22 protein-coding genes are annotated in these 23,004 nt (G+C 73.4%); 15 read left to right on the forward strand and 7 right to left on the reverse strand.

The window, feature by feature from the left end:
* Positions 1-65 precede the first annotated feature (65 nt).
* The gene (locus tag ACVW07_RS02545; RefSeq protein WP_456817714.1) at positions 66-857 is read left to right on the forward strand and encodes a transglutaminase-like domain-containing protein; all 792 of its coding nucleotides are present in this window, start codon (positions 66-68) and stop codon (positions 855-857) included.
* A gap of 18 nt (positions 858-875) precedes the next feature.
* Here the strand turns inward: ACVW07_RS02545 and ACVW07_RS02550 are convergent, their stop codons facing one another.
* Positions 876-1,400 (reverse strand): MarR family winged helix-turn-helix transcriptional regulator, encoded by a 525-nt coding sequence (locus ACVW07_RS02550; RefSeq protein ID WP_456817715.1) that lies wholly within the window; start codon positions 1,398-1,400, stop codon positions 876-878.
* A gap of 87 nt (positions 1,401-1,487) precedes the next feature.
* Here ACVW07_RS02550 and idi point away from each other — a divergent pair, with 87 nt between their 5' ends.
* The 7 genes from idi to ACVW07_RS02585 are packed head-to-tail and all read left to right on the forward strand — an operon-like array spanning position 1,488 to position 7,172.
* The gene (gene idi, locus ACVW07_RS02555; RefSeq protein ID WP_456817716.1) at positions 1,488-2,051 is read left to right on the forward strand and encodes an isopentenyl-diphosphate Delta-isomerase; all 564 of its coding nucleotides are present in this window, start codon (positions 1,488-1,490) and stop codon (positions 2,049-2,051) included.
* A complete protein-coding gene (locus ACVW07_RS02560; RefSeq protein ID WP_456817717.1) occupies positions 2,048-3,082 on the forward strand; it encodes a polyprenyl synthetase family protein in 1,035 nt (344 codons plus the stop codon). The genes idi and ACVW07_RS02560 overlap by 4 nt, the downstream gene beginning before the upstream one ends.
* Positions 3,079-3,990, forward strand: coding sequence for a phytoene/squalene synthase family protein (locus ACVW07_RS02565; RefSeq protein ID WP_456817718.1), 912 nt, complete (start codon positions 3,079-3,081; stop codon positions 3,988-3,990). The genes ACVW07_RS02560 and ACVW07_RS02565 overlap by 4 nt, the downstream gene beginning before the upstream one ends.
* The gene (gene crtI, locus ACVW07_RS02570) at positions 3,987-5,633 is read left to right on the forward strand and encodes a phytoene desaturase family protein (protein WP_456817719.1); all 1,647 of its coding nucleotides are present in this window, start codon (positions 3,987-3,989) and stop codon (positions 5,631-5,633) included. The genes ACVW07_RS02565 and crtI overlap by 4 nt, the downstream gene beginning before the upstream one ends.
* On the forward strand, positions 5,630-5,956 hold the full coding sequence (locus ACVW07_RS02575; RefSeq protein WP_456817720.1) for a lycopene cyclase domain-containing protein: 327 nt from the start codon (positions 5,630-5,632) through the stop codon (positions 5,954-5,956). Before crtI ends, ACVW07_RS02575 begins: the two co-directional genes overlap by 4 nt.
* Complete coding sequence (locus ACVW07_RS02580; protein ID WP_456817721.1) at positions 5,953-6,279, forward strand: lycopene cyclase domain-containing protein; 327 nt, start codon at positions 5,953-5,955, stop codon at positions 6,277-6,279. Before ACVW07_RS02575 ends, ACVW07_RS02580 begins: the two co-directional genes overlap by 4 nt.
* A complete protein-coding gene (locus ACVW07_RS02585; protein WP_456817722.1) occupies positions 6,276-7,172 on the forward strand; it encodes a prenyltransferase in 897 nt (298 codons plus the stop codon). Before ACVW07_RS02580 ends, ACVW07_RS02585 begins: the two co-directional genes overlap by 4 nt.
* Before the next feature lie 17 nt (positions 7,173-7,189).
* On the opposite strand, the gene ACVW07_RS02590 is transcribed toward ACVW07_RS02585, so the two are convergent.
* Positions 7,190-8,014 (reverse strand): phosphatase PAP2 family protein, encoded by an 825-nt coding sequence (locus ACVW07_RS02590; RefSeq protein WP_456817723.1) that lies wholly within the window; start codon positions 8,012-8,014, stop codon positions 7,190-7,192.
* Between the two features lie 264 nt (positions 8,015-8,278).
* Between ACVW07_RS02590 and ACVW07_RS02595 the strand changes: the two genes are divergently transcribed.
* Together ACVW07_RS02595 and ACVW07_RS02600 are read left to right on the forward strand one after the other, a co-directional pair.
* The gene (locus ACVW07_RS02595) at positions 8,279-8,854 is read left to right on the forward strand and encodes a DUF6529 family protein (RefSeq protein WP_456817724.1); all 576 of its coding nucleotides are present in this window, start codon (positions 8,279-8,281) and stop codon (positions 8,852-8,854) included.
* A 3-nt stretch (positions 8,855-8,857) separates the two neighbouring features.
* Complete coding sequence (locus ACVW07_RS02600) at positions 8,858-9,316, forward strand: Rieske (2Fe-2S) protein (protein ID WP_456817725.1); 459 nt, start codon at positions 8,858-8,860, stop codon at positions 9,314-9,316.
* Positions 9,317-9,410: 94 nt separating this feature from the next.
* Here the strand turns inward: ACVW07_RS02600 and ACVW07_RS02605 are convergent, their stop codons facing one another.
* The 4 genes from ACVW07_RS02605 to ACVW07_RS02620 are packed head-to-tail and all read right to left on the reverse strand — an operon-like array spanning position 9,411 to position 12,890.
* A complete protein-coding gene (locus tag ACVW07_RS02605; protein WP_456817726.1) occupies positions 9,411-10,079 on the reverse strand; it encodes a class I SAM-dependent methyltransferase in 669 nt (222 codons plus the stop codon).
* Positions 10,076-10,927 carry a ChbG/HpnK family deacetylase gene (locus tag ACVW07_RS02610; protein WP_456817727.1) on the reverse strand — a complete coding sequence of 284 codons (852 nt, stop codon included), beginning with the start codon at positions 10,925-10,927 and terminating at the stop codon, positions 10,076-10,078. Before ACVW07_RS02610 ends, ACVW07_RS02605 begins: the two co-directional genes overlap by 4 nt.
* A complete protein-coding gene (locus ACVW07_RS02615; RefSeq protein ID WP_456817728.1) occupies positions 10,924-11,688 on the reverse strand; it encodes a glycosyltransferase family 2 protein in 765 nt (254 codons plus the stop codon). Before ACVW07_RS02615 ends, ACVW07_RS02610 begins: the two co-directional genes overlap by 4 nt.
* A complete protein-coding gene (locus ACVW07_RS02620; protein WP_456817729.1) occupies positions 11,685-12,890 on the reverse strand; it encodes a hypothetical protein in 1,206 nt (401 codons plus the stop codon). The genes ACVW07_RS02615 and ACVW07_RS02620 overlap by 4 nt, the downstream gene beginning before the upstream one ends.
* Positions 12,891-13,001: 111 nt before the next feature.
* Here ACVW07_RS02620 and ACVW07_RS02625 point away from each other — a divergent pair, with 111 nt between their 5' ends.
* Entirely contained in the window at positions 13,002-13,898 is an 897-nt protein-coding gene (locus tag ACVW07_RS02625; protein WP_456817730.1) for a hypothetical protein, read from the forward strand.
* A gap of 4 nt (positions 13,899-13,902) precedes the next feature.
* Positions 13,903-15,021 (forward strand): carboxylate-amine ligase, encoded by a 1,119-nt coding sequence (locus ACVW07_RS02630; protein ID WP_456817731.1) that lies wholly within the window; start codon positions 13,903-13,905, stop codon positions 15,019-15,021.
* Positions 15,022-15,246: 225 nt separating this feature from the next.
* Here the strand turns inward: ACVW07_RS02630 and ACVW07_RS02635 are convergent, their stop codons facing one another.
* Positions 15,247-16,476: an NAD(P)/FAD-dependent oxidoreductase gene (locus tag ACVW07_RS02635; RefSeq protein ID WP_456817732.1), complete on the reverse strand. Its 1,230-nt coding sequence runs from the start codon at positions 16,474-16,476 to the stop codon at positions 15,247-15,249.
* Between the two features lie 198 nt (positions 16,477-16,674).
* On the opposite strand from ACVW07_RS02635, the gene glgX reads away from it, so the two are divergent.
* From glgX to treZ, 3 genes are read left to right on the forward strand one after another with little or no spacing between them, the layout of a single operon-like run.
* On the forward strand, positions 16,675-18,927 hold the full coding sequence (gene glgX / locus ACVW07_RS02640; RefSeq protein ID WP_456817733.1) for a glycogen debranching protein GlgX: 2,253 nt from the start codon (positions 16,675-16,677) through the stop codon (positions 18,925-18,927).
* Positions 18,924-21,434, forward strand: coding sequence for a malto-oligosyltrehalose synthase (gene treY / locus ACVW07_RS02645; protein ID WP_456817734.1), 2,511 nt, complete (start codon positions 18,924-18,926; stop codon positions 21,432-21,434). Before glgX ends, treY begins: the two co-directional genes overlap by 4 nt.
* Positions 21,431-22,978 (forward strand): malto-oligosyltrehalose trehalohydrolase, encoded by a 1,548-nt coding sequence (gene treZ / locus ACVW07_RS02650; RefSeq protein ID WP_456817735.1) that lies wholly within the window; start codon positions 21,431-21,433, stop codon positions 22,976-22,978. Before treY ends, treZ begins: the two co-directional genes overlap by 4 nt.
* The last annotated feature ends 26 nt before the right edge of the window (positions 22,979-23,004 follow it).

Consider the following 23,004-nt stretch of genomic DNA (forward strand, 5'->3'; position numbering starts at 1 on the left):
TGTCCGGAGGATGGGATTCCGGGCGGCCAGCAGGCGGGCGCGCGGTGGGTCCCGCACCATGAGGCGTGCAACGGGACCTGTCCGCCCACATCAGCCTCGACGTCACCTCCCCCGTCACGCTCGCCTTCGAGCTGGCGGTCTCGACACAGGTGGCGGCCGACGAGGACCTCGCCGTCACGCTCGACGGCCGCCGCCTCGACCCGACCGAGGTCATCGACCTGCACGGGACCCGCGTCCACGTGGTCCGCGCGGACCCCGGCCGGCTCGTGCTCGACTACTCCGCCTCCGTGCGCGGCCGCGCACCCGGGCTGACCGCCCAGGACGTCGACACGCTGCGGTACCTGCGGCCCAGCCGGTACTGCGAGTCGGACACCCTGGGTCCGACGGCGCACGCCGAGTTCGCCGGCCTGCACGGCTTCGACCTGCTCGCCGCCGTCAGCTCCTGGGTCGGTTCGCGGCTGTCCTACGTGCCGGGGTCGAGCCAGCCGACGGACGGCGCGGTACGGACGCTGCTGGACCGGCAGGGGGTCTGCCGCGACTACGCCCATCTGGTCATCGCGCTGCTGCGGGCGCTCGACGTGCCCGCGCGCCTCGTCGCCGTCTACGCCCCCGGTCTGTCCCCGATGGACTTCCACGCCGTCGCGGAGGCCTGCCTCGAGGGCCGGTGGTACGTCGTCGACGCGACCACGCTCGCGCCACGCTCGACGCTCGTGCGGATCGCCACCGGCCGCGACGCGTCGGACACCGCGTTCCTCAACGTCCACCACGGCTACGCCCGGCTCGACGAGCTCGTGGTCACCGCCGTCGCGGACTCGCTGCCCGACGACGACGTCCGGGAGCTCGTCGAGCTCGGCTGAGAGAGCCCGGCCGGGCCCTCAGATGGTCGGGTCCTTGGTCAGGGGCGCCACGGCTCCCTCGGAGTCGAGCTGTGCGGCCATCGCCCGGAGGAAGTCGCGGACGTGGGGACGCGCCCCGACCGGGACGTCACGGACGATGGCCGCCATGGCCGCGTGCATGCGCTCGAGGCGCTCGCGGATCTCGTCGTGCGCGTGCGAGGTGCTGGACACGACCACGGACCGGCGGTCGGTGGGGTGCACCGCGCGCACCAGGTGCCCGGACGCCGTGAGCCGGTCGAGCAGCTTGGTCGTGGACGCCGACGAGATGCGCAGGTGAGCGGCGATGTCGCGGGGGTGCGCCTGCCCCCCGCGGGACTCGGTCGCGATGACGTACTGCAGCGCCTGCAGGTCGGACTCGTTCATGTCCATGCCTGCGCTGATGCGGCGTCGCATCTCCTGGTCGGCGCGCCGGAAACGGCGCACGGCCTCCAGCACCTCGACGACCGAGGGCTCGTCGGCGTACCAGTAGTGCGTCGGCTGCCCAGGGGCCGGCTCGTTGTCCACGGTGTAATGCTAGCCTGAGTTACATCTAGCCTGTCTAGCGATGTTGCCCTACCGTGGACCCATGCGGCCCGAACTGAGGAGCAGGCGATGACCCCGACGCCCCCCCACGACGACCTCGTCGTGCTGCTCGACGAGCGCGGCGAGCCGTGCGGCACCGCGGCGCGCGCGACGGTCCACACGGCCACCACCCCGTTGCACCTCGCCTTCTCCTGCTACCTCTTCTCGCCCACCGGCCGGCTCCTGGTGACCCGGCGCGCGCTCGGCAAGCCCACCTGGCCCGGTGTCTGGACCAACTCGTTCTGCGGGCACCCCCGACCCGGCGAGCCGATGACGGACGCGATCGCCCGGCACGCGCTCGGTGAGCTCGGTGTCGAGGTCGGCCGCGTTGAGCTGCTGCTCCCAGACTTCCGGTACCGCGCGACCGACGCGAGCGGGATCGTCGAGCACGAGATCTGCCCCGTCTGGCAGGCGACCACCGACCAGGAGCTCACCCCGAACCCCGACGAGGTCGCCGAGGTCCGCTGGGTCGACAAGGAGGACCTCGGATGGGCCGTCGCAGCGGCACCCTGGGCGCTCAGCCCCTGGATGGTCGAGCAGGTGCGCCGGCTCGTCGACGTCGGGACCTTCGGACCGCCGGTGCGGGTCTCATGACCACGCAGGTGCTCGACCGGCAGACCTTCGCCGAGTTCTTCGCCACCGGCGCCGCCCGCGCCTCCGGGGTCGAGCCCCGTGCCCTGTGGGACGCCATGGCCGATGCCGCGGACGGCGGCAAGCGGCTACGGCCCCAGCTGCTCATGGCGACGTACGAGGCGTTCGGCGGGACCCGCCCGGAGGTGGCCCAGCATGTCGCCGACGCGGTCGAGCTCCTGCACACGGCGTTCGTGATGCACGACGACGTCATCGACCGCGACCTGCACCGGCGGGGTCGTCCCAACGTCTTCGGCGCGTTCGAGGCACGAGGCCGCGCCGCAGGGGCCTCGGCCTCCCGTGCCCACAGGTACGGGCAGGCCGCAGGCATCCTCGCCGGCGATCTCGCGCTCGTGGGCGCCACCCGGCTCGTCGCCACCGCCGACACCGACCGTTCGACCGTCCTCCGGCTGCTCGACCTGCTCGACGAGACGGTCCGGGTGACCGCCGAGGGCGAGCTCGGCGACGTGCGCCTCGGGATCGGGGTCGACGAGCCCGCGCTGGCCGACGTGCTGACCGTCGAGGAGCACAAGACGGCCGTGTACTCGTTCTCGCTGCCGATGCGGGCGGGTGCGGTCCTGGCGGGTGCGCCCCGGGGCGTCCTGCCCGCGCTCGACCGGCTCGGACGTCTCCTCGGGACCGCCTTCCAGCTCCAGGACGACCTGCTGGGCGTGTTCGGCGACGAGGCCGTCACCGGCAAGAGCACGCTGTCCGACCTCCGTGAGGGCACCGTCACCGCCCTCGTGGTCCACGCCCGCACGACGGTCGAGTGGGCGACCGTCGCTGCGCACCTCGGCGACCCGGACCTCACCCGGTCCGCCGCCGACGACGTCCGCGACGCACTCACGCGCTGCGGGTCGCGACAGCTCGTCGAGGACCTCGTCGAGCAGCACCTCGCCGAGGCGGGACGGATCGCCCGCGAGCTGGGACCTGTCGCCGACGTCGTCGAACGGCTCACCGACGAGCTCCTCGCCGTCACCCGGCGGGCCGCATGAGCACGCAGCCCTCCTCGGTGGAGCTCTACGACACGGTGGCCCGGGCGACCGCGACATGCGTCATCGGCGCCTACTCCACGTCGTTCGCGCGCGCCTGCCGCCTGCTCGACGAACCCGTCCGTGGGCACGTACGGGACGTGTACGGCCTGGTCCGGCTCGCCGACGAGGTCGTGGACGCACCCGACCTGCCGCTCTCGCGGAGCGAGCGTGCGTCCGTCCTCGACGACCTGCAGGCGGAGACGGCCCGCGCGGTCGAGCGCGGCTTCTCGTCCAACCTGGTCGTGCACGCCTTCGCGCTCACGGCCCGCCGGTGCGGGATCGGTGCCGACCTCGTCGACCCGTTCTTCGCCTCCATGCGCACCGACCTCGACCGTTGCACGCACGACGACAGCTCGTTCGCGACGTACGTCCACGGGTCCGCGGAGGTGGTCGGGCTCATGTGCCTGCGGACCTTCCTCGCGGCCGAGCCCGGGACCCCTGCCGATCGCGAGGCGCGGTACGCCGAGCTCGCGGACGGTGCCCGCCGGCTGGGTGCGGCGTTCCAGAAGGTCAACTTCCTGCGAGACCTCGCGGCCGACCGGGACGACCTCGGGCGCAGCTACTTCCCCGCCGTCGGCACCGGCCGACTCACCGACGAGCGACGCGACACGCTGCTCGACGACATCGACGCCGACCTGGCCGCCGCTGCCCGTGCCATCGCCGCACTGCCCGCGTCCAGCCGACGTGGGGTGCGGGCGGCGCACGACCTGTTCGCGGCGCTGTCCCGGCGGCTGCGGGCCACGCCCGCGACGACCATCGAGCAACGTCGCGTCCGGGTCCCTGCGGCGGTCAAGCTCCTCGTCGTCACCCGGACGGTCGTCGGACGCCGGACCGCACGGCTCCTTCCCACCTGGGCGGCACGGCCGTGAGCCGCGGCGACCGGGCGCGCGCCGTCGTGATCGGCGCAGGAGTCGCGGGACTGGCCACGGCGGCCCTCCTCGCCCGCGAGGGCTACGACGTGCAGGTGCTCGAGCAGCGCGGCGAGGTCGGCGGGCGCGCCGGGACCTGGGAGTCGGACGGGTTCCGTTTCGACACCGGACCGTCCTGGTACCTCATGCCGGAGATCTTCGACCACTTCTTCGCGCTGCTCGGCACGAGCGCCGACGCCGAGCTCGACCTGGTGCGGCTCGACCCCGCCTACCGGGCGTACGTGGACGACGGCACGGAGCCGCTCGAGCTGCGGTCCGACGCGGACGACGCCGCCGCCCGGTTCGACGCCGTGGAGCCAGGCGCGGGCGCTCGGCTGCGTCGCTACCTCGCCTCGGCACGGGCCACGACCGAGCTGGCCCGCGAACATCTGCTGTACTCCACGTTCCAGTCGGTGCCGCGGGTGTTCTCACCGGCCGTCCTGCGCCACGCCGGCCGGCTCCTGCCGCTGGTGGCGCAGACGCTCGACCGGTATGTCGCACGACGGTTCAGCGACGAGCGGCTGCGCCGCGTGCTCGGGTACCCCGCGGTGTTCCTGGGCACCTCCCCGGACCGCGCGCCCGCGCTCTACCACCTGATGAGCCACGCCGACCTGGCCGACGGCGTCCTCTACCCGCGTGGCGGCTTCGGGACACTCGTCGAGGCGCTGCTGCGGCTTGCGCGGCGGGAGGGGGCGACCGTCCGCACGGGTGCCCGCGTGGTGGGCGTGCTGACCACCACCGCCCCCACCCCGATGGTCAGCGGGGTCCAGTACCTCGACGACACGGGACGGGAGCACGTCCTGCACGCGGACGTCGTGGTGGGCGCCGGAGACCTGCACCACCTGGAGACCGCCCTGCTCCCTCCGGACCTGCGGACCTACCCTGCCGAGTGGTGGGCACGGCGCGACCCCGGCCCGGGCGCCGTGCTCGTCTACCTGGGCATCCGCGGCCGGGTGCCGCAGCTCACCCACCACACGCTGCTCTTCGCGGCCGACTGGCAGGCGAACGTGGACGCGATCTTCGGCCCCGACCGCCACGTGCCCGAGCCCGCGTCGATGTACGTGTGCGCTCCGTCGCGCACCGACCCCACCGTGGCGCCGCCCGACACGGAGAACCTGTTCCTGCTCGTCCCGGTGCCCGCCGACGTCACGCTCGGAGGCGGCGGCGACCCGGTCGTCGAGCACGTCGCGGACGCCGCGATCCGTCGGCTGGCCCACGTGGTGGGCATCCCCGACCTCGCCGACCGCGTCCTGGTGCGCCGCACCGTCGGCCCGGCGGACTTCGCACGCGAGCTGTCGTCCTGGTCGGGCGGCGCCCTCGGTCCCGCCCACGTGCTGCGGCAGAGCGCCTGGTGGCGCGGGCGGAACGCGTCCGCGAAGGTCGGCGGGCTCCTCTACGCCGGCGGGTCCACGATCCCCGGCGTCGGCCTGCCGATGTGTCTCATCAGCGCCGAGCTCGCGATCAAGCGGCTGCGCGGCGACCGGTCGTCCGGACCGCTCCCGACCCCGCTGACGCCGCCACCGGCGACCGCGCGCTCCAGCGCTCGAAGCGTCCCCCCCAGGACGGCACCTGCCGACCTCGCCCCGCACCGGGGGTCCCGATGAAGGGCTGGTACGTCGTCGCCCTGCTCGTGAGCCTTGCGGGCGTCGTCGTGCTCGATGCGCGGCACCGCCTCTTCGTGTGGCACCACCCGCGCCGCGCGCTCGCGGTCCTGGCGGTCGGCGTGGTGATGTTCCTGGCCTGGGACCTCCTGGCGATCTCCCGCGGCATCTTCGGACGAGGGCAGGCCGCCGCCCTGCTGGGCGTCGAGGTCGCACCGCACCTCCCCGTCGAGGAGATCCTGTTCGTGACGTTCTTCGGCTACCTGACCATGGTCGTGTTCACCGCGACGCACCGGCTCGTGGCGGCACGGGCGGCCGACTCGTGACGTACCTGCAGCTCGACCTCGTGATGCTGGCCCTCGCCGCCACCCTCGCGGTGGTCGGTGCAGGCGCCGCCCGTCGTCGCGCGACGCCGTTCGCCGTACCCGTCGCGATCACCCTCGCCGTCCTGGTGGTGCTCACCATCGTGTTCGACAGCCTGATGATCGGCGCCGACCTGTTCCGGTACGACGACGCCCGGCTGCTCGGCCTGCGGGTGTGGCGCACGCCCGTCGAAGACCTCGCCTGGCCCGTCGCCGCAGCGCTCGCGCTGCCGTCGGTCTGGCTCCTGCTGACGCCTGTGCCGGTCCGCGAGACGGTGGACGCATGACGACCGACACCGGTGCACGTCCGCGCAGGCTCGTGGGAGCCGGTCAGGTCGTGCTCGCCTCGCGGCCGCTGAGCTGGATCAACACCGCCTACCCGTTCGCCGTCGCCTACCTGCTCGCGGGCGGCGAGCCGGGCTGGGTGCTGATCGTCGGCACCCTCTACTTCCTCATCCCGTACAACCTGCTGATGTACGGGCTCAACGACGTCTTCGACTACGCGTCGGACCTCACGAACCCGCGCAAGGGCGGGATCGAGGGCGCCGTCCTGTCCGACCGGTGGCACCGGGCCACCCTGTGGACCGCGGTGGTCACGAACGTCCCGTTCCTCGTGGTGCTGATCGTCGCCGGCGGGACGGCGTCAGGGCTCGTGCTGGCCGTGAGCGTCTTCGCCGTGGTGGCCTACTCCGCCCCGGGGCTCCGGTTCAAGGAACGACCCTTCGTCGACTCCGTCACGTCGAGCACGCACTTCGTCAGCCCGGCGGTGTTCGCGATCGCCCTCGCGGGCGGCGCGTTCACCGCACCGGTCGTGGCGACGCTCGCCGGGTTCTTCCTGTGGGGCGCGGCGTCTCACGCCTTCGGCGCCGTCCAGGACATCGCCGCGGACCGGCGGGGCGGCATCGCGTCCGTCGCCACCGCCTTGGGTGCCCGGCGCACGGTCCGGCTCGCGATGGCCGGCTACGCACTGTCGGCCGTGCTGGTCCTCGCCGCCGGGCCGCCGGCGGCGTTCGCGGCCGTCGTCCCGCTCGTCTACCTCGCCTCGGTCGCGCCGTTCCGTCACCTCGACGACCGCGACTGCGAGCAGGCCAACCGAGGCTGGCGCCGCTTCCTGTGGCTCAACCTCGCCACGGGGTTCCTGCTGACCCAGGCACTGCTGGTGGCGGCCCTGCGGTCCTGAGCCGGGGGTGTTCCGGCTCAGCTGGCAGCCAGCGTCCGTTCGTCTCCCACGTCGCCCGTGGAAGGACGCAGGGCGTGCACGGGTGCCTGCGTCGCGGCCGAGGGTGGTCGGTGCGCCCGTCCGGCGACGACCCAGCACGCCCACACCAGCCCCGCGCCCGCGACCGCGTCCAGGACCCAGTGGTTCGCGGTGAGCACCACGACCGAGGTCGTCGTCGCGACATACGCGAAGGCGAGGACCTTGAGCCAGCGCCGTCGTGCGAGGGCCGCGAGCACGATGCTCACCCAGAGGGCCCAACCGACGTGCATCGAGGGCATCGCCGCCACCTGGTTGGTCGCCGAGCCGGTCCCGGCTGCCGCCTCCGCGGTCGTCGGCCACCAGCCGTACTGCGCGGTCGCTGAGAGCGTGTCCACGTAGCCGCCGCCCACCAGCCGCGGCGGCGCCGTCGGGAAGAAGTAGTAGCCGAGCAGCGCCACCAGGGTCGCCGCCATGAGCGCCGTGCGCGCGGGCCTGTACAGCGCCGGATGCCGCCGGTACAGGACCACGAGCATGACCGGAGTGACGATGAAGTGCATCGTCGCGTACCAGTACGACGACGGCACCGCGAGCCACGTGATCGGCGTCACGACGGTGTTGAGCCACAGCTCGACGTCCATGTGCAGGTCATGCTCGACCGCCAGCAACTGGTCGGCGTGCTCCCGGGCCGCGCTCCACTGACCGCCGACGGCAAGCCGCGTCGCGCTGTACGCGACGTACAGGCCGACGAGGAGCGCGAGCTCCCGGAGGGCGGCAGCCCGCGAGCGAGCGGTGACAGACCGAGCGGCCTGGGTGGCTGTGACCACGGACGTCCTTCGACTGATGACGGCAGCGGACGGACCGGACGGCCCCTCGGACGAGAGCCAGCCGTCAGGTCCCCGCCGAGCGGGTGCGCGGACACGGTGTTCCGACGCACGTAGCCAGCAGGCTAGCCGCAGGTCACGCGCGGGTGGTAGTCGCTGCCGGGCGAAGTGAGCGACGCCGCACCCGACGCCTCGTTCCAGGGACGCCCTTGCGTCGCGTGCCGTGGAAGGTGCATACCTGGACAGGACCGGCGGCGGGAGGACGGCATGGGCGAGACAGCGGTCGCCGGCGGACGGGTGAGCCCGTCCCGGCAGTGGGCCCTCGCCGGAGTGGGGGCCCTCGGCCTCGCGGTCTCTGCGGGTCTCGCCGGGTACGCGCAGGTGCACCCCGGCGACGGCGCCACGCTGACGACGCTGGGCTTCAGCGGCATGCTCCAGATGAAGGCGTGGCTCACCACCGCCGCGGCGCTGCTGGTCGTGGTCCAGGTGCTGAGCGCACTGGCGATGTGGGGACGCCTGCCCCGTGTCGCGGCGTCGGCCGGGTGGGTCGCCCCCGTGCACCGGTGGGCGGGCACCGTCGCGTTCCTGCTCACCCTCCCGGTCATGTTCCACTGCGTGTGGTCCCTCGGGTTCGCGGACGACGACGCCCGCACGGTCGTGCACTCCGTCGCCGGCTGCCTGTTGTACGGGGTGTTCGCGGCCAAGATGCTCGCGCTGCGGCTGCCGGACCTCCCGCGGTGGACCGTCCCGCTGCTGGGCGGGCTGCTCGCCGCCACCCTCGTCGTCGTGTGGTTCAGCTCGGCGCTGTGGTTCTTCAGCCGGCCCGGGTCCGGGCTGGTGTGATCCATGGACGCCGAGCGAAGGACGGGCGCGGCCGGTCCGGGCAGGCGCGCGGTCCTCGAAGGGACGGGGGTCGCCGTGGTCGCCGGCGTGGTCGGCTTCGCCGGGTTCCGGGCGATCGCGCCACCTGCCGGCGCCGGACCCTCTCCGTACGCGGCCGACGACCGTCCGGGTCCGGCCGAGGACCGCCTCGCCCCTCTGGCCGACGTCCCCGACGGCGGTGGGCTCGTGGTCACCGACCAGAAGGTGGTCCTCACGCGCGACGGGGAGACGGTGCACGCGTTCTCAGCCGTGTGCACCCATCAGGGCTGCCTCGTCCGGGACGTGCGCGACGGCGAGATCCACTGCCCGTGCCACGGCAGCGCGTTCGACGCGGCCACCGGCGCGGTGGTGCGAGGGCCGGCGGACGAGCCGTTGCAGGCGGTCGACGTCGACGTGCGTGACGGGGAGGTGGTCAGGACGTGAGGGCACGACTGGTTCGTCGGCTGCCGACGCTGCTGTGGCTGGCGGGCGCCGGCCTGGTGGTCGGTGCGCTGCTCGCAGGGCTGCTGACGTGACGTCAGCCGCGCGCCGCTCGGCGCGCCACGAGCATGTGGTGCGGGTGGACCCGGCCGGCGTCGAGACGGTGCGCCCGCACGTCCAGGCCCAGGTCGGTGAGCCAGCCTGCAGTGGTCTCCGGCGGGACGAAGTCGAACGAGGACCCCTCCGTGATCCGGAGCACCTTTACCGACAGGGTCTCCTGGAAGGTGTTCCAGCGCGCCTTCCACCGTGGCGTCGCGCCCATCTCCTTGACGACGACCACGCCGCCCGGTGCGAGCCGACCGACGGCCTCCGTGAGCAGGCGCCGCTGTGCGTCGGCGGGCAGGAGGTAGAGCACGTCGACGACGACGACGGCGTCCCACGGTCCGGCGGGCACCGCGCCGTCGGGGGCGACCTGGAGCTCGAGGCCGTCCACGCCTTCCACCGCGGCGCGCCCGTGCGCGACCTTGTCGGCGTCGATGTCGACACCGAGCACGTCACGTCCCGGAGCGGCCAGCGCTGCGTACGCGCTGAACAGGCCGTGGCCGCAGCCGATCTCGAGGATCCGGCCGCGCGCCGGGAGCGCAGCGGCGATCGCGGGGAAAGGCGCACTGAACCACCGCACCCTCGTGTGTGCACGGACGCCCATCGGCGCGTCCCGGTAGAGGGCGAGGGCCCGTCGACCGGGCCCGTCCGGGCGTCGTGTCATCGCGGTCCTCCGTCGGTCGCAGCCAGGTCGGTGAATCCACCCAGCCGGTAGCCGGCGGACTCGATGCGCGCACGCACGGCCGGGTCGGTCAGCATGGCGAGCTCGTCCGCCCACCTGTAGGCCCAGTCGAACCGGCCGAGGTCCGGGTCGGCCGGGACCGACGGGTGCGCGTTGATCTCGGCCGACGCCGCCCCACGACGGACCAGGGCGTCGAACGCTCGCGCGAACGCCGCGGAGTCGAGACGCCCTGCCTCGTCGAGGCCGGCGTAGTCCGCCGGCGACAGCCGTCCGGCGCGGTCCAGGGTGCGGCGGGTCCGGGCCGCCAGCACCGACACGCCGAGGCCGACGGGACCGTGCCGGTGGCTGCGGGGCAGCCGGACCGCGGCGACGCCGGCGGCGGAGGCGAGCTCTGCGACGACCCGGCCCACGACCGGCCACAGGTGCGTGTGCTGGTGGGTGTCGACGTGGGTGACCGGTACGCCGACGCCGAGCACGCGCTCCAGCTGCGCTGACAGCTCGCGCCGCACGTCGTCGGGGTCGATGCGCCCTGCCAGGCCGCGGCGCACCACCGTGCGGTAGCTCAGGGGGAACGCACCCCTCGCGTCGACGAGCGACGGCACCTCCCGGGCCGAGAGCAGCGGCGGGTCCTCCCCCACGATGGCGAGATGGGCCCCGAGCTCCAGCCCCGGGAGGTCCCGCAGCATCGTGGCCGCGTCGTCGAACGCCCGTCCCACGGCGAGCAGCGACGTCGCCGTGACGACGCCGTCCAGGTGGGCGCGGCGGACGGCCTCGTTGACGCCGACAGTGAGCCCCAGGTCGTCGGCGGTGACGACGAGCAGACGGGTCACGTGCCCTCGCGCGTGACGACCGGCGAGATGTGCTTCAGCTCGCCCCGCAGCTCGAGCATCTCCCGCACCATCGCCTTGATGACGCCGAGCGACGAGAGCGTCGAGACCCCCCGGGTGCGGGGGAAGTAGTCGACGCCGATCTGCAGGATCTGGAACCCGGCCTTCTGCGTGCGGATCACGAGCTCCGCGTCGATGAAGGAGCTCTCGCTGACCACGCGGACGTTGTCGAGGACCTGCCGCCGGACGAGCTTGAAGGCGAAGTTGATGTCACGCATGCGGGTGCCGAACAGCAGCCGGACCAGCCCGTTGTAGAAGAACGAGTACACGGCGCGCCGCGGTCCCTCGCCGGTGCGGTCGAGCCGGTACGCGCTGATCATGTCCGCCTCGTAGGTCCGCAGGACGCGCAGCGCCCGCGACACCTCGGCCATCTCGAACGGCAGGTCCGCGTCGGTGTAGAGCACCACGTCGCCGGACGCCGCCGCGAACCCGCTCTTGATCGAGCCGCCGAGCTTGCGGTTGCGCTCGTGGTGCACGACGACGACGTGCCGGTCGTCGGCGGCGAGCTCGTCCGCGATGGCGCCCGTGGTGTCGGTCGAGGCGTCGTCGACGACCACGAGCTCGTAGTCGAGGACCTGGCCCGACGCGACGAGCTCCTCGCACTCGGCGCGGGCGGCTGCGATCGCACGCCGGATGTAGAGCTCTTCGTTCCACATGGGGAAGAAGATCGACAGCCGCTTGAACGGCTCGTGTTGAACAGTCACGACACCTCGACAGATCTACCGAAGAACCAGGTCAGGACGAGCAGCAGTGCAGCGCTCACGGCGAGCACCGCGTAGAGGACCCACCTGCGCCGCCGGGTCGCCAGGAAGTCGCCCGCGGCGGCGAGCACCGGGAACGCCACGAGCACGTACCGGCCGGTGCCCATGAAGTCCTTGGTGCCGAGGATAGGGATCGCGAGGACCACCGCGGCGTACGCGAGGTAGCCCCAGCCGAAGCGCTGCCACACGCGGCGCAGCAGGAGCACGGCGCACAGGCACACGACCGCCTGGATCGTCAGGAGGATGGCGATGTCGCGTGGTCCCTTGAGGAGGGTTCCCGCGTAGACGATCTTGAACCACGTCTTCGGTCCCGCACCCTGGTCCCAGCCCGGGGCCGACTCGACCGCGACGAACGCCACCGGGTCGCCGAACGAGAGCCAGAGGTACAGGCACCATCCCGCGATGCCGACGAGGGACGCGAGGACGCCGAGGTGCCGCAGGCGCACGCCGCGGACCGCGTGGACGAGGGCACGCCACCCGACAGGTGCATCCCCGTCGCGCTCCTGCGCGATCATCTCGAGAGTGCGGACCACGAGCCCGGCCACCACGGCGGCCCCCACCGGACGCCCCGCCGTCGCCAGGGCCCCGACCAGACCGGCCGCGAGATACCACCGACGCTCCAGCAGCACGAACGACCCGATGGCGCACAGCAGGAACAACGAGTCGGCGTACATCGCGCCGTAGAGGAACATCGCGTACGGGTAGAGCATCAGCACGGCGACGGCCGCGATCGCGGAGCGCCGCGGCAGGCGGGACCACACCCAGCGGGCGAACAGGAGCACGGCACCGGCACCGGCGAGCACCGCGAGCAGCTCGCCGGCCACCTGGGTGTCGCCGATGACCTCGCGCAGCGCCCGCACGCTCATGGGGAACACGGGGAAGAACGCGATCGACGACTGCTGGCCCGGCGTGTAGGAGTACCCCCGGTCGGCGATGCCGTTGTACCAGCCCGCGTCGTACTGGTACCAGCCGTCCAACCAGGCCGGGCCCTGCAGCACGGGGTCGGCGCGCTGCCGCCCGCGGCCGGCCATCGCGACCACCGCGGTGAGCACGGCGGCGACCAGGGCGAAGGCGCCGAGAACGTGCAGCAGAGGCGCTCGCGGGGTCTGCACCGCGGGCGCGCTCTCGCGCTCGGCCGTCTGCACCGCTGGGACCCCCTCGAGTGGTGTGCCGGCAGGTCTCGCCGACGGGTGGAGCATAGGGTGTCTCCGGCCTCTCCGAGGTCAGGTCAGGTCCGATTCGCCCGGGAGGTCCACGTGGTAGGCCCGTTGGTCTGCGTCGCCGCCGCCGCGCTGTGCTCCGGCACGGCGATCGTGCTGCAGGCCGTCGCCGCCCGCCGGCTGCCCGCCGACGTGGGTCTCGGCCCGCACATGGTCCGGCGCCTTGCGACCGATCCTACGTACCTGGTCGCGATGGCCCTGGTGGCTGCCGGCTTCGCGCTGGCGGCCGTGGCGCTGCGCTCCTTGCCGTTGTTCGTGGTGCAGGCGGGTCGTGCGTCGAGCCTGGGAGTGGCGGCGGTGCTGTCCGTCCTGGTGCTGGGCGCGCGCCTCCGCGCGCTGGAGTGGGCAGGCCTGGCGGCAACGGCGGCGGGGCTCGTGCTCCTCGCGCTGTCCGTGTCGGTGTCCCCGGCGACGACGGACGACGCGACGACCGTCGCCGTGGTCGTCGCAACCGTCGTGCTCGTCGGGGCAGGGGTCGTCACCGGCCTCGGTCGCGCCACCAGACGGCGCGGCCTCCTCCTGGCGTGCCTCGCCGGCGGGGCCTTCTCGGTGCTGGCGCTCGCCGCTCGGACGCTGCCGGGATCGGGTCTGCACGCCCTGGTCGTCGACCCCGCCGCGTGGTGCGCCGGGGTGGCCGGCGTCACGGGCCTCGGTCTGTCGGCGCTCGCGCTGCGGCGCGCCCCTGTCGTGGTCGTCACGGCGCTGATGGTCGGCGTCGAGACGGTCGCGAGCGCCGTGGTCGGGGTGCTCCTGGCGGGTGACCGGGCGCAGTCCGGGCAGGAGTGGCTCGCGCTGGTCGCCTTCACCCTGGTGGTCACCGGCGCCGTCGTGGTGGCGCGTGCCGGCACACCCGACGCGCACGCCCACGACGCCACGGCCGACCCCGGCGACGCCCGCGCGCCGGGCGAGACGGCGCAGGCTCGCCCACACTGAGCGGGTGCGGACGCTCGGGGTCGAGGAAGAGTTCCTGCTGGTCGCGCCCGAGGGGGTGCCACGGGCGGTCGCGGGTGCCGTGCTGCGGTTCGCCGCACTCGACCCGCCGGAGCCGGAGCGAGACGGAGCCGAGCCCGGCGGCGCGCTGGAGAAGGAGTTCAAGCAGGAACAGGTCGAGATCTCCACGCGGCCGCGGCACTCCCTGGTCGACCTGCTCGACGAGGTGCGCGCGGGCCGCGAGCTCGCGGACGCCTACGCCCGTCGCGCAGGTGCACGGATCGCCGCCCTCGGGACGGCCCCGCAGGCCGTCGAGTCGACGGTGCTCGCCGACCGCCGGGCGCTGGAGATCCGTGCGCGGTTCGGGCAGACCGCGCGGGAGCAGCTCACGTGCGGCTGCCACGTGCACGTCGAGGTCGCGGACGACGACGAGGGGGTAGTGGTCCTCGACCACCTGCGGGCGTGGACGCCGGTGCTCCTCGCGCTGAGCGCCAACAGCCCGTCCTGGCAGGGCCGCGCCACCGGGTACGCGAGCTATCGGTCGCAGGTGTGGGGGCGGTGGCCGACGGCCGGGCCCACCGCGCCGTTCGGCGACGGCGCCGGCTACCGCGCGGTCATCGGCGACCTGCTGCGCTCCGGCACGATCCTCGACGACGGGATGGTGTACTTCGACGCCCGGCTCTCCGCCCACTACCCCACCGTCGAGGTCCGGGTGGCGGACGTGTGCCTCGACGCCGCCGACGCGGTGCTGCAGGCCGGCCTCGTCCGGGCGCTCGCGGAGACCGCGGTGCGGCTCGGGCCGCACCGCGAGGGGCATCCGCGGACCGAGCTCCTGCGCGCGGCGACGTGGCGGGCGGCTCGCAGCGGGTTGTCGGGGGATCTCGTCAGCCCGATGGACGGGTGCCCCCGACCGGCCGCCGACGTGGTCGGCGAGCTCGTCGAGCACGTGCGCGACGCACTCGTCGACAGCGGCGACCTCGAGCTCGTCGAGCGTCAGCTCGGGAACGTGCTGCGCCGTGGCAACGGGGCCGTCGAACAGCTGGCGTGGCGAGCCGCCGGTGCGGACGACGACGAGGTCGTGCGCCGCGCCGTCGATCGCACGGTGCCGGTGAGAGCCCGGGCCTGACCCGCGCTCCTGGTCGGAACCTGCGGCCCGACATCCCGGTCGGCGAGGCGCACAGAGACGCTCTCGCCGACCGGGTGACCCGTCACGGCGCGCTCGCCAGTCGCCGGCGACGGGTGTCCAGGGTCGGGGTGCTTGTCGACGTCGGGAAACGTATCAGCGGCTCACGCGGGCGAGAGCGCGCAGCCGCGAGCACGGCCGCACGGAATCGTTTCGGTCCGCGCGAGGTCACGCCAGGTCGCCCAGCGGGACACCCGGGTCGGCGAGCCGGTCCCGGTCGATGACCGCGCCGGACCGGATCAGTCCCTGCACGTCGTCGACGACGTCCCAGACGTTCACGTTCATGCCTGCCACGACGCGGCCCTGCCGACGCCAGAACGCGACCAGCTCGCGGCCGGCGAGATCACCTCGGACCACGACCTCGTCGTAGCCGTCCGGCCCGGCCCACCCGACGTACTCCATGCCCAGGTCGTACTGGTCGGTGAAGAAGTACGGCAGGCGGTCGTACGGCTCGTCACGGCCGAGGATCGTCGCTGCGGCCGTGGCCGGCTGGTTGAGGGCATTGGCCCAGTGCTCCACCCGGACGTGGGTGCCGAGCAGCGGGTGCGCGGCGCGCGCGACGTCACCGACGGCCAGCACCTGTGGATGGCTGGAGCGCAGGTGGGAGTCGACGACCACGCCGTCCTCCACCGCGAGGCCTGCGGCGCGGGCCAGGTCGACCCGGGGCGCGGCACCGATGCCCACGACGACCAGGTCCGCGTCGAGCAACGTGCCGTCCGCGAGCGCGACGCCGCCCACGCGGCTGCCGTCCTCGGCGGCGACGACCTCGCCGATCTCGGTCCGCGTGCGCAGGTCGACACCGTTGCTGCGGTGCAGGTCCGCGAACGTCGCCGCGAGCTCTGGGCCGAGGACGCCGAGCAGCGGCATCGGGTCGCGCACGAGCACGCTGACCTCGCAGTCGGCTGCTCGGGCGGCGGCCGCCACCTCGAGCCCGATCCAGCCGCCACCCACCACCACGACCCGGCGGCCGGGCGTGAGCGCGGCGCGGAGCCGGTCGCTGTCGGCGAGGGTGCGCAGGTACACGACGCCGGCGAGGTCCGCCCCGGGCACGTCGAGCCTGCGCGGCTCCGACCCGGTCGCAAGGACGAGGTGGTCCCAGCCGGTGCGCACGCCGGTCTGGTCGACCACGTCGTGCGTGCCCAGGTCGATCCTGTCGACGGTGGTCCCTGTCCGCAGGTCCACGTCGTGGGTGGAGTACCAGTCGGCAGGGTGGACGAAGGCCGCGTCCCGCTCCTCGCTCCCCTGCAGGTACCCCTTCGACAGTGGTGGGCGTTCGTAGGGCCGCTCGGTCTCGGTGCCGAACAGCGTGACCGACCCGTCGTACCCCCCGTCGCGCAACGCCTCGACCGTCTTCGCTCCCGCCAGGCCCGCGCCGACCACCACGACCGCACCGCTCACCGGGAGACCTCCACCACTCGCGCCGCGCCTGGTCTGGTCGACCCGCCGCCGGACGGCCCCAGCGCACCAGCCGTGGCGTCGAGGTGCAACCCCCTCCCGGCGCCGTGCGGGTGCCCGGCGGGCGTGCCGCAGGTGTGACGCGGCCCACATCTGGGCACACCCCGCGACGTCCGGGGATGCGGCTGGCACCCTGGGCCCATGCGTATCTGGCCAGGACGCCCCTATCCCCTCGGGGCGACGTACGACGGCAGCGGGACCAACTTCGCCATGTTCTCCGAGGTCGCCGAACGCGTCGAGCTCTGCCTCGTCGCGGACGACGGCACCGAGACGCGCATCGACCTGGAGGAGGTCGACGCGTTCGTCTGGCACGGGTACCTGCCGGCGGTGCAGCCGGGGCAGCGCTACGGCTACCGGGTGCACGGGCCGTACGACCCCTCCCAGGGGCAGCGCTGCAACCCCAACAAGCTCCTCCTCGACCCGTACGCCAAGGCGATCGACGGGCAGATCGACGGTCACCCGTCGCTGTACTCCTACCGCTTCGACGCGCCCGACGAGCGCAACGACGAGGACTCGCTGGGGCACACGATGACCTCGGTGATCATCAACCCGTACTTCGACTGGGGCTTCGACCGGCCGCCGGACCACGAGTACCACGAGTCGGTGATCTACGAGGCGCACGTCAAGGGGCTCACCATGCTCCACCCGGCCGTGCCCGAGGAGCTGCGCGGCACCTACGCGGGCATGGCGCACCCGGCGGTCATCGAGCACCTGACCACGCTGGGCGTGACCGCCGTCGAGCTGATGCCCGTGCACCAGTTCGTCAACGACCCGTCGCTCCAGGAGAAGGGCCTGTCGAACTACTGGGGCTACAACACGATCGGGTTCTTCGCGCCGCACAACGGGTACGCCGCGTACCGCGGTCCGGGGCAGGCGGTGCAGGAGTTCAAGACGATGGTCAAGCAGCTGCACGCCGCCGACATCGAGGTGATCCTGGACGTCGTCTACAACCACACCGCCGAGGGCAACCACCTGGGCCCGACGCTGAGCTTCAAGGGCATCGACAACAGCAACTACTACCGGCTGGTCGACAACGAGAAGGCGCACTACTTCGACACCACCGGCACCGGCAACTCGCTGCTCATGCGCTCACCGCACGTGCTGCAGCTCATCATGGACTCGCTGCGGTACTGGGTCACCGAGATGCACGTCGACGGTTTCCGGTTCGACCTGGCCGCCACCCTGGCACGACAGTTCCACGAGGTGGACCGCCTGTCGGCGTTCTTCGACCTGGTGCACCAGGATCCGGTCACCTCCCAGGTCAAGCTCATCGCGGAGCCGTGGGACGTGGGTGACGGCGGGTACCAGGTGGGCGGGTTCCCGCCGCTGTGGTCGGAGTGGAACGGCAAGTACCGCGACACGGTGCGGGACTTCTGGCGCGGCGAGCCGTCGACGCTCGGCGAGTTCGCAAGCCGGCTGTCGGGCTCGTCGGACCTGTACGAGCACACCGGCCGCGCGCCGATCGCGAGCGTCAACTTCGTCACCGCCCACGACGGGTTCACGCTGGCGGACCTGGTGTCGTTCCACGAGAAGCGGAACGAGGCCAACGGCGAGGACAACCGCGACGGCGAGAGCTGGAACCGCTCGTGGAACTGCGGTGCGGAAGGGCCGACGGACGACCCGGCCGTGAACGCGCTCCGCGGCCGTCAGCAGCGCAACTTCCTCACCACGCTGCTCCTGTCCCAGGGCGTGCCGATGATCGCGCACGGGGACGAGCTGGGCCGCACCCAGCAGGGCAACAACAACGTCTACTGCCAGGACAACGAGCTCTCGTGGGTCAACTGGGAGCTCGACGAGACCCGCAACGCGCTCCTCGAGTTCACGCAGCGGCTCGTCCGACTGCGTCGCCAGCACCAGGTGTTCCGCCGTCGCCGGTTCTTCGCCGGGCTGCCGGAGCGCGGCGGCGAGTCCGACCTGCGCGACATCGCCTGGCTGTCCCCGGACGGCACCCACATGGAGGACGACGAGTGGCAGGCCGCCCAGGCCCGGGCCGTGATGGTGTTCCTCAACGGTGACGCCATCGCGGAGCCCGACATGCGTGGCGAGGAGATCGTCGACGACAGCTTCCTCGTGCTGTTCAACGGGCAGCCCGACGACGCGACGTTCACCCTCCCGGCGGCCGGTTACGGCGAGACGTGGACGACGGTCATCGACACGGACTCGAAGTTCACGCCGGGGGACACCGCGGCGGCCGGCGCCGCGCTCACGCTGTCGGGCCGGTCGGTCGTGGTGTTCACCCGACCACCGCTCGAGGCGAGCGCGACGGCCGCGGGCAGCGGCGCGGGCGCGGACGCGTCCCGCGAGGCCTCGAAGATGGCCAAGGGCGCCCGGAACGAGCCGGTGCCTCAGGACCCGCCCCGGCGGCGCACCGGCTCGGCCCGGAAGGCGACATGACCGAGGCGCGCGCCACCCCCGCCCGGCGGCTGCCCGCGGAGGGCCGACCGGTGCCGGTCTCGACCTACCGGGTGCAGCTGGGGCCGGAGCTGACGCTCGACGACGTGGCCGCGCACGTGCCGTACCTGGCGCGCCTCGGCGTGACGCACGTGTACCTGTCCCCCGTCCTCACGGCGGCACCGGGCTCGACGCACGGCTACGACGTGGTCGACCACGACGAGATCGCGCCGTCGCTCGGCGGCCTGCCGGCGCTCCGCCGGCTCGCCGACGCCGCGCACGCCGCCGGCCTCGGCCTGGTGCTCGACATCGTGCCGAACCACATGGCGGTGCCGACGCCCGTGTGGCACAACCGCCCGCTGTGGTCGGTGCTGGCCGAGGGCGCCTCGTCGCCGTACGCCTCGTGGTTCGACGTCGACTGGTCGGCCGGCGCGGGCGACGTGCTGATGCCGGTGCTGGGCGACCGGATCGGCGCCGTGCTGGCGCGCGACGAGCTGCGTCTCGACGAGCTCGAGGTGCCCGGCGAGGGACTGCGCACCGTGCTGCGCTACTACGACCACGTGTTCCCGGTCCTGCCGGGGACGGAGCAGCTGCCGCTCGTCGAGCTCGTGGAACGTCAGCCGTACCGCCTCGCGTACTGGCGGGTCGCCGACGAGGAGCTGAACTACCGGCGGTTCTTCGACGTGGGCACGCTCGTCGCGATCCGCGTCGAGGATCCCGAGGTCTTCGACGCGACGCACGCGCTCGTGCTGTCCCTGCTCGCCGACGGCACGCTCGACGGCCTGCGCATCGACCATCCCGACGGCCTGGCGGACCCGGCGGGCTACCTGGCGCGGCTCCGCGAGGCCAGCGGCGGCGCCTGGGTGGTCGTCGAGAAGATCCTGCAGGGCGAGGAGCAGCTCCCGCCCGACTGGGACACGGCAGGAACGACAGGCTATGACGGTCTGTGGCGCATCCAGCAGACGTTCGTCGACCCGGGTGGCGCGGCACGGCTCGGCGCCGTGATGCACCGGCTCACCGGCGACACCTCCGACGCGTTCCCCGCGATCGCCGAGCACGCCAAGCGGGAGATCGTGGACGGCCCGCTCTACGCCGAGGTGCACCGGCTGACCGCGCTGGCCGCGGAGATCTGCCGGGAGGACCTGCGCCTGCGGGACCACACGTGGCGTGCGCTGGAGGAGTGCCTGGTCGAGCTGCTCGTGGCGTTCGACCGGTACCGCGCGTACGTCGTGCCCGGCCGGACGGCGCCCACGGAGGCGGTCGAGGTCGTCGAGGACGCCGCCCGCACCGCGCGGTCCCGCCTCTCGCCCGAGCGGGCGGAGACCATGGACGTCCTCGTCGACCTCCTGCTCGGTCGCGAGGTCGGCAGTGCCGGCCGGACCCGGGGAAAGCGCCGCGACGAGCTGGTCGTCCGGTTCCAGCAGACCTGCGGCGCCGTCACGGCCAAGGGCGTGGAGGACACCGCGTTCTACCGCTGGACGCACCTGGTGGGCCTGTGCGAGGTGGGCGGCGAGCCGGAGCGGTTCGCCCTGACGCCGACCGATCTCGCGGCGTGGGCCTCGCGCCTGCAGGTCGCCTCGCCGCTGGGCATGACGACGCTGACGACGCACGACACGAAGCGCAGCGAGGACACCCGCGCGCGGCTCGGCGTGCTCAGCGAGCTGCCGCACGAGTGGGGTGCGCTCGTCGACGCCCTGCGTGCGACGTCGGCGCCGTACCGCTCGGCGCTGCTCGACGGTCGCACCGAGTACCTGCTGTGGCAGACGCTGGCCGGCACGTGGACCCCGGACGGGCCGATCTCGGTGGACCGCCTCACCGAGTACCTCATCAAGGCGGTCCGCGAGGCGAAGAGCCACACCACGTGGACGGCACCCGACGAGGCGTACGAGAGCGCCGTCCTGGAGTCCGCCCGCCGCGCGCTCGAGGACCCGGTGACCCTCGGCCTGCTCGCCGACTGGGAGGTGCGGACCCGTCCGGCGGTCCGCGCGGCGACGCTCGGCACCAAGCTGGTGCAGCTCACCCTGCCCGGCATCCCGGACGTCTACCAGGGCACCGAGGTCCCCGCCGTCACCCTCGTGGACCCGGACAACCGCCGGCCGGTGGACCACCAGGGGCTCGCGGACCGGCTCGCCCGGCTCGACGACGGTGCGGGACCGCGTGACCTCGCCGACGAGAAGCTGCTCGTGACGTCCCGGACGCTGCGGGTCCGTCGAGCGGTGCCGGAGGCGTTCGTCGGTCCCGGCAGCGGGTTCCTCCCGCTGGCCCACTCGTCGGGCCACAGCCTGACGTACGCGCGGACGGTGGACGGAGACCCGCAGGTCGCGGTCGTGGCGACGCGGCTCGCCGCCTCGGTGGACCGGCTCGGCGGCTGGGCCGACCACACGGTCGCGCTGCCCGACGGCGACTGGCACGACGTGCTGTCGGACCGGCAGGTGCGCGGCGGCGTCGTCGAGGTCGCCCCGCTCCTCGACCGCCTGCCGGTGGCCCTGCTCGTCAGGGCGGTCGAGTGACCCGCGTGTGGGCGCCGTCGGCCGCGCAGGTCGACGTCGTCCTCACGTCGGACGACGAGCGCTTCCCCCTCGCGCGCGTCGGCGGTGGCTGGTGGGAGGGTGCCACCCTCGAGCCCGGAACGGACTACGGGTTCTCGCTCGACCACGGCCCCGTCCGCCCCGATCCGCGCAGCCGCTGGCAGCCGGTCGGCGTGCACGGACCCAGCCGGGTGGTCGACCCGTCGCAGTGGGAGTGGACGGACGCCGGATGGTCCGGTGTCGACGTGCGGGGACGGGTGCTGTACGAGCTGCACGTCGGGACCTTCACGACCGCCGGGACGCTGGACGCCGCCGTCGAGCACCTGGACGATCTCGTCTCCCTCGGCGTGGACGTCGTCGAGCTCATGCCGCTCGCGGCGTTCGACGGGCCGCACGGCTGGGGCTACGACGGTGTGGCGATCTCGGCGGTCCACGAGGCGTACGGCGGACCCGCCGCGCTGCACCGGTTCGTCGACGCCGCGCACGCCCGCGGCCTCGGGGTGTGCCTCGACGTGGTGCACAACCACCTGGGCCCGTCGGGGAACTACCTCGCGGAGTTCGGGCCGTACTTCACCGACGTGCACCGCACGCCGTGGGGGGCGGCGGTGAACCTCGACCAGGAGGGTGCCCACGAGGTCCGCCGGTGGATCTGCGACAGCGCCCTCGGCTGGCTGCGCGACTACCACCTGGACGCGCTGCGCCTCGACGCGGTGCACGCGTTGGTCGACCAGTCCGAACGACACCTCCTGGCGCAGCTCTCCGACGAGGTCGCCGCACTGGCCGCCGAGCTGGGCCGCCCGCTCGCGCTGATCGCGGAGTCCGACGCGAACGACCCGGCGACCGTCACTCCGACGGCCGACGGCGGCCTCGGGATGTCGGCCCAGTGGGCGGACGACGTGCACCACGCGATCCACGCGCTCGTCACGGGAGAACGGCACGGCTACTACGTCGACTTCGGCAGCCCTGAGGTCCTCCGCACGGCGCTGACCGGCGTCTTCGTGCACGCCGGGACCTGGTCGACCTTCCGCGACCAGGTCTGGGGCAGACCGGTGCCGCCCGGCACGGACGGGCACCGGTTCGTGGTCTTCGCGTCCGACCACGACCAGGTCGGCAACCGCGCGCTCGGCGACCGCCCGTCGGCGCGGCTCAGCGCGGGCCTGCTCGCCGTCGAGGCGGCGCTCGTGCTCCTCTCGCCGTTCACGCCGATGATCTTCATGGGCGAGGAGTGGGGCGCGTCGACGCCCTGGCAGTACTTCACGTCGTACCCGGACGCGGACCTCGGCGACGCGGTGAGCCGTGGGCGGCGGTCCGAGTTCGGCGGCCACGGCTGGCGCGACCTGTACGGCGAGGATCCCGTGGTTCCCGACCCGCAGGACCCCCGGACGTTCCGGCGGTCGGTGCTGGACCGCGCCGAGACCGGCCGGCCACCGCACGCACAGGTCCTCGACTGGTACCGCCGGCTCGTCGCCCTGCGCCGGTCGGTCCCCGACCTCGCCTCGGGCGATCTCGCGCTGCGACTGACCTGACGTGGGGTGGCGCCGAGGGCGAAGGG

It is taken from the genome of Cellulomonas sp. URHB0016, assembly GCF_054057935.1.

Excerpts from the sequence above, each read along its gene's own strand:
- idi (WP_456817716.1), top strand. The coding sequence starts at position 1,488 with ATGACCCCGACGCCCCCCCACGACGACCTCGTCGTGCTGCTCGACGAG.
- ACVW07_RS02560 (WP_456817717.1), top strand. The coding sequence starts at position 2,048 with ATGACCACGCAGGTGCTCGACCGGCAGACCTTCGCCGAGTTCTTCGCC.
- ACVW07_RS02565 (WP_456817718.1), top strand. The coding sequence starts at position 3,079 with ATGAGCACGCAGCCCTCCTCGGTGGAGCTCTACGACACGGTGGCCCGG.
- ACVW07_RS02575 (WP_456817720.1), top strand. The coding sequence starts at position 5,630 with ATGAAGGGCTGGTACGTCGTCGCCCTGCTCGTGAGCCTTGCGGGCGTC.
- ACVW07_RS02585 (WP_456817722.1), top strand. The coding sequence starts at position 6,276 with ATGACGACCGACACCGGTGCACGTCCGCGCAGGCTCGTGGGAGCCGGT.
- ACVW07_RS02595 (WP_456817724.1), top strand. The coding sequence starts at position 8,279 with ATGGGCGAGACAGCGGTCGCCGGCGGACGGGTGAGCCCGTCCCGGCAG.
- ACVW07_RS02600 (WP_456817725.1), top strand. The coding sequence starts at position 8,858 with ATGGACGCCGAGCGAAGGACGGGCGCGGCCGGTCCGGGCAGGCGCGCG.
- ACVW07_RS02605 (WP_456817726.1), bottom strand. The coding sequence starts at position 10,079 with ATGACACGACGCCCGGACGGGCCCGGTCGACGGGCCCTCGCCCTCTAC.
- glgX (WP_456817733.1), top strand. The coding sequence starts at position 16,675 with ATGCGTATCTGGCCAGGACGCCCCTATCCCCTCGGGGCGACGTACGAC.
- treY (WP_456817734.1), top strand. The coding sequence starts at position 18,924 with ATGACCGAGGCGCGCGCCACCCCCGCCCGGCGGCTGCCCGCGGAGGGC.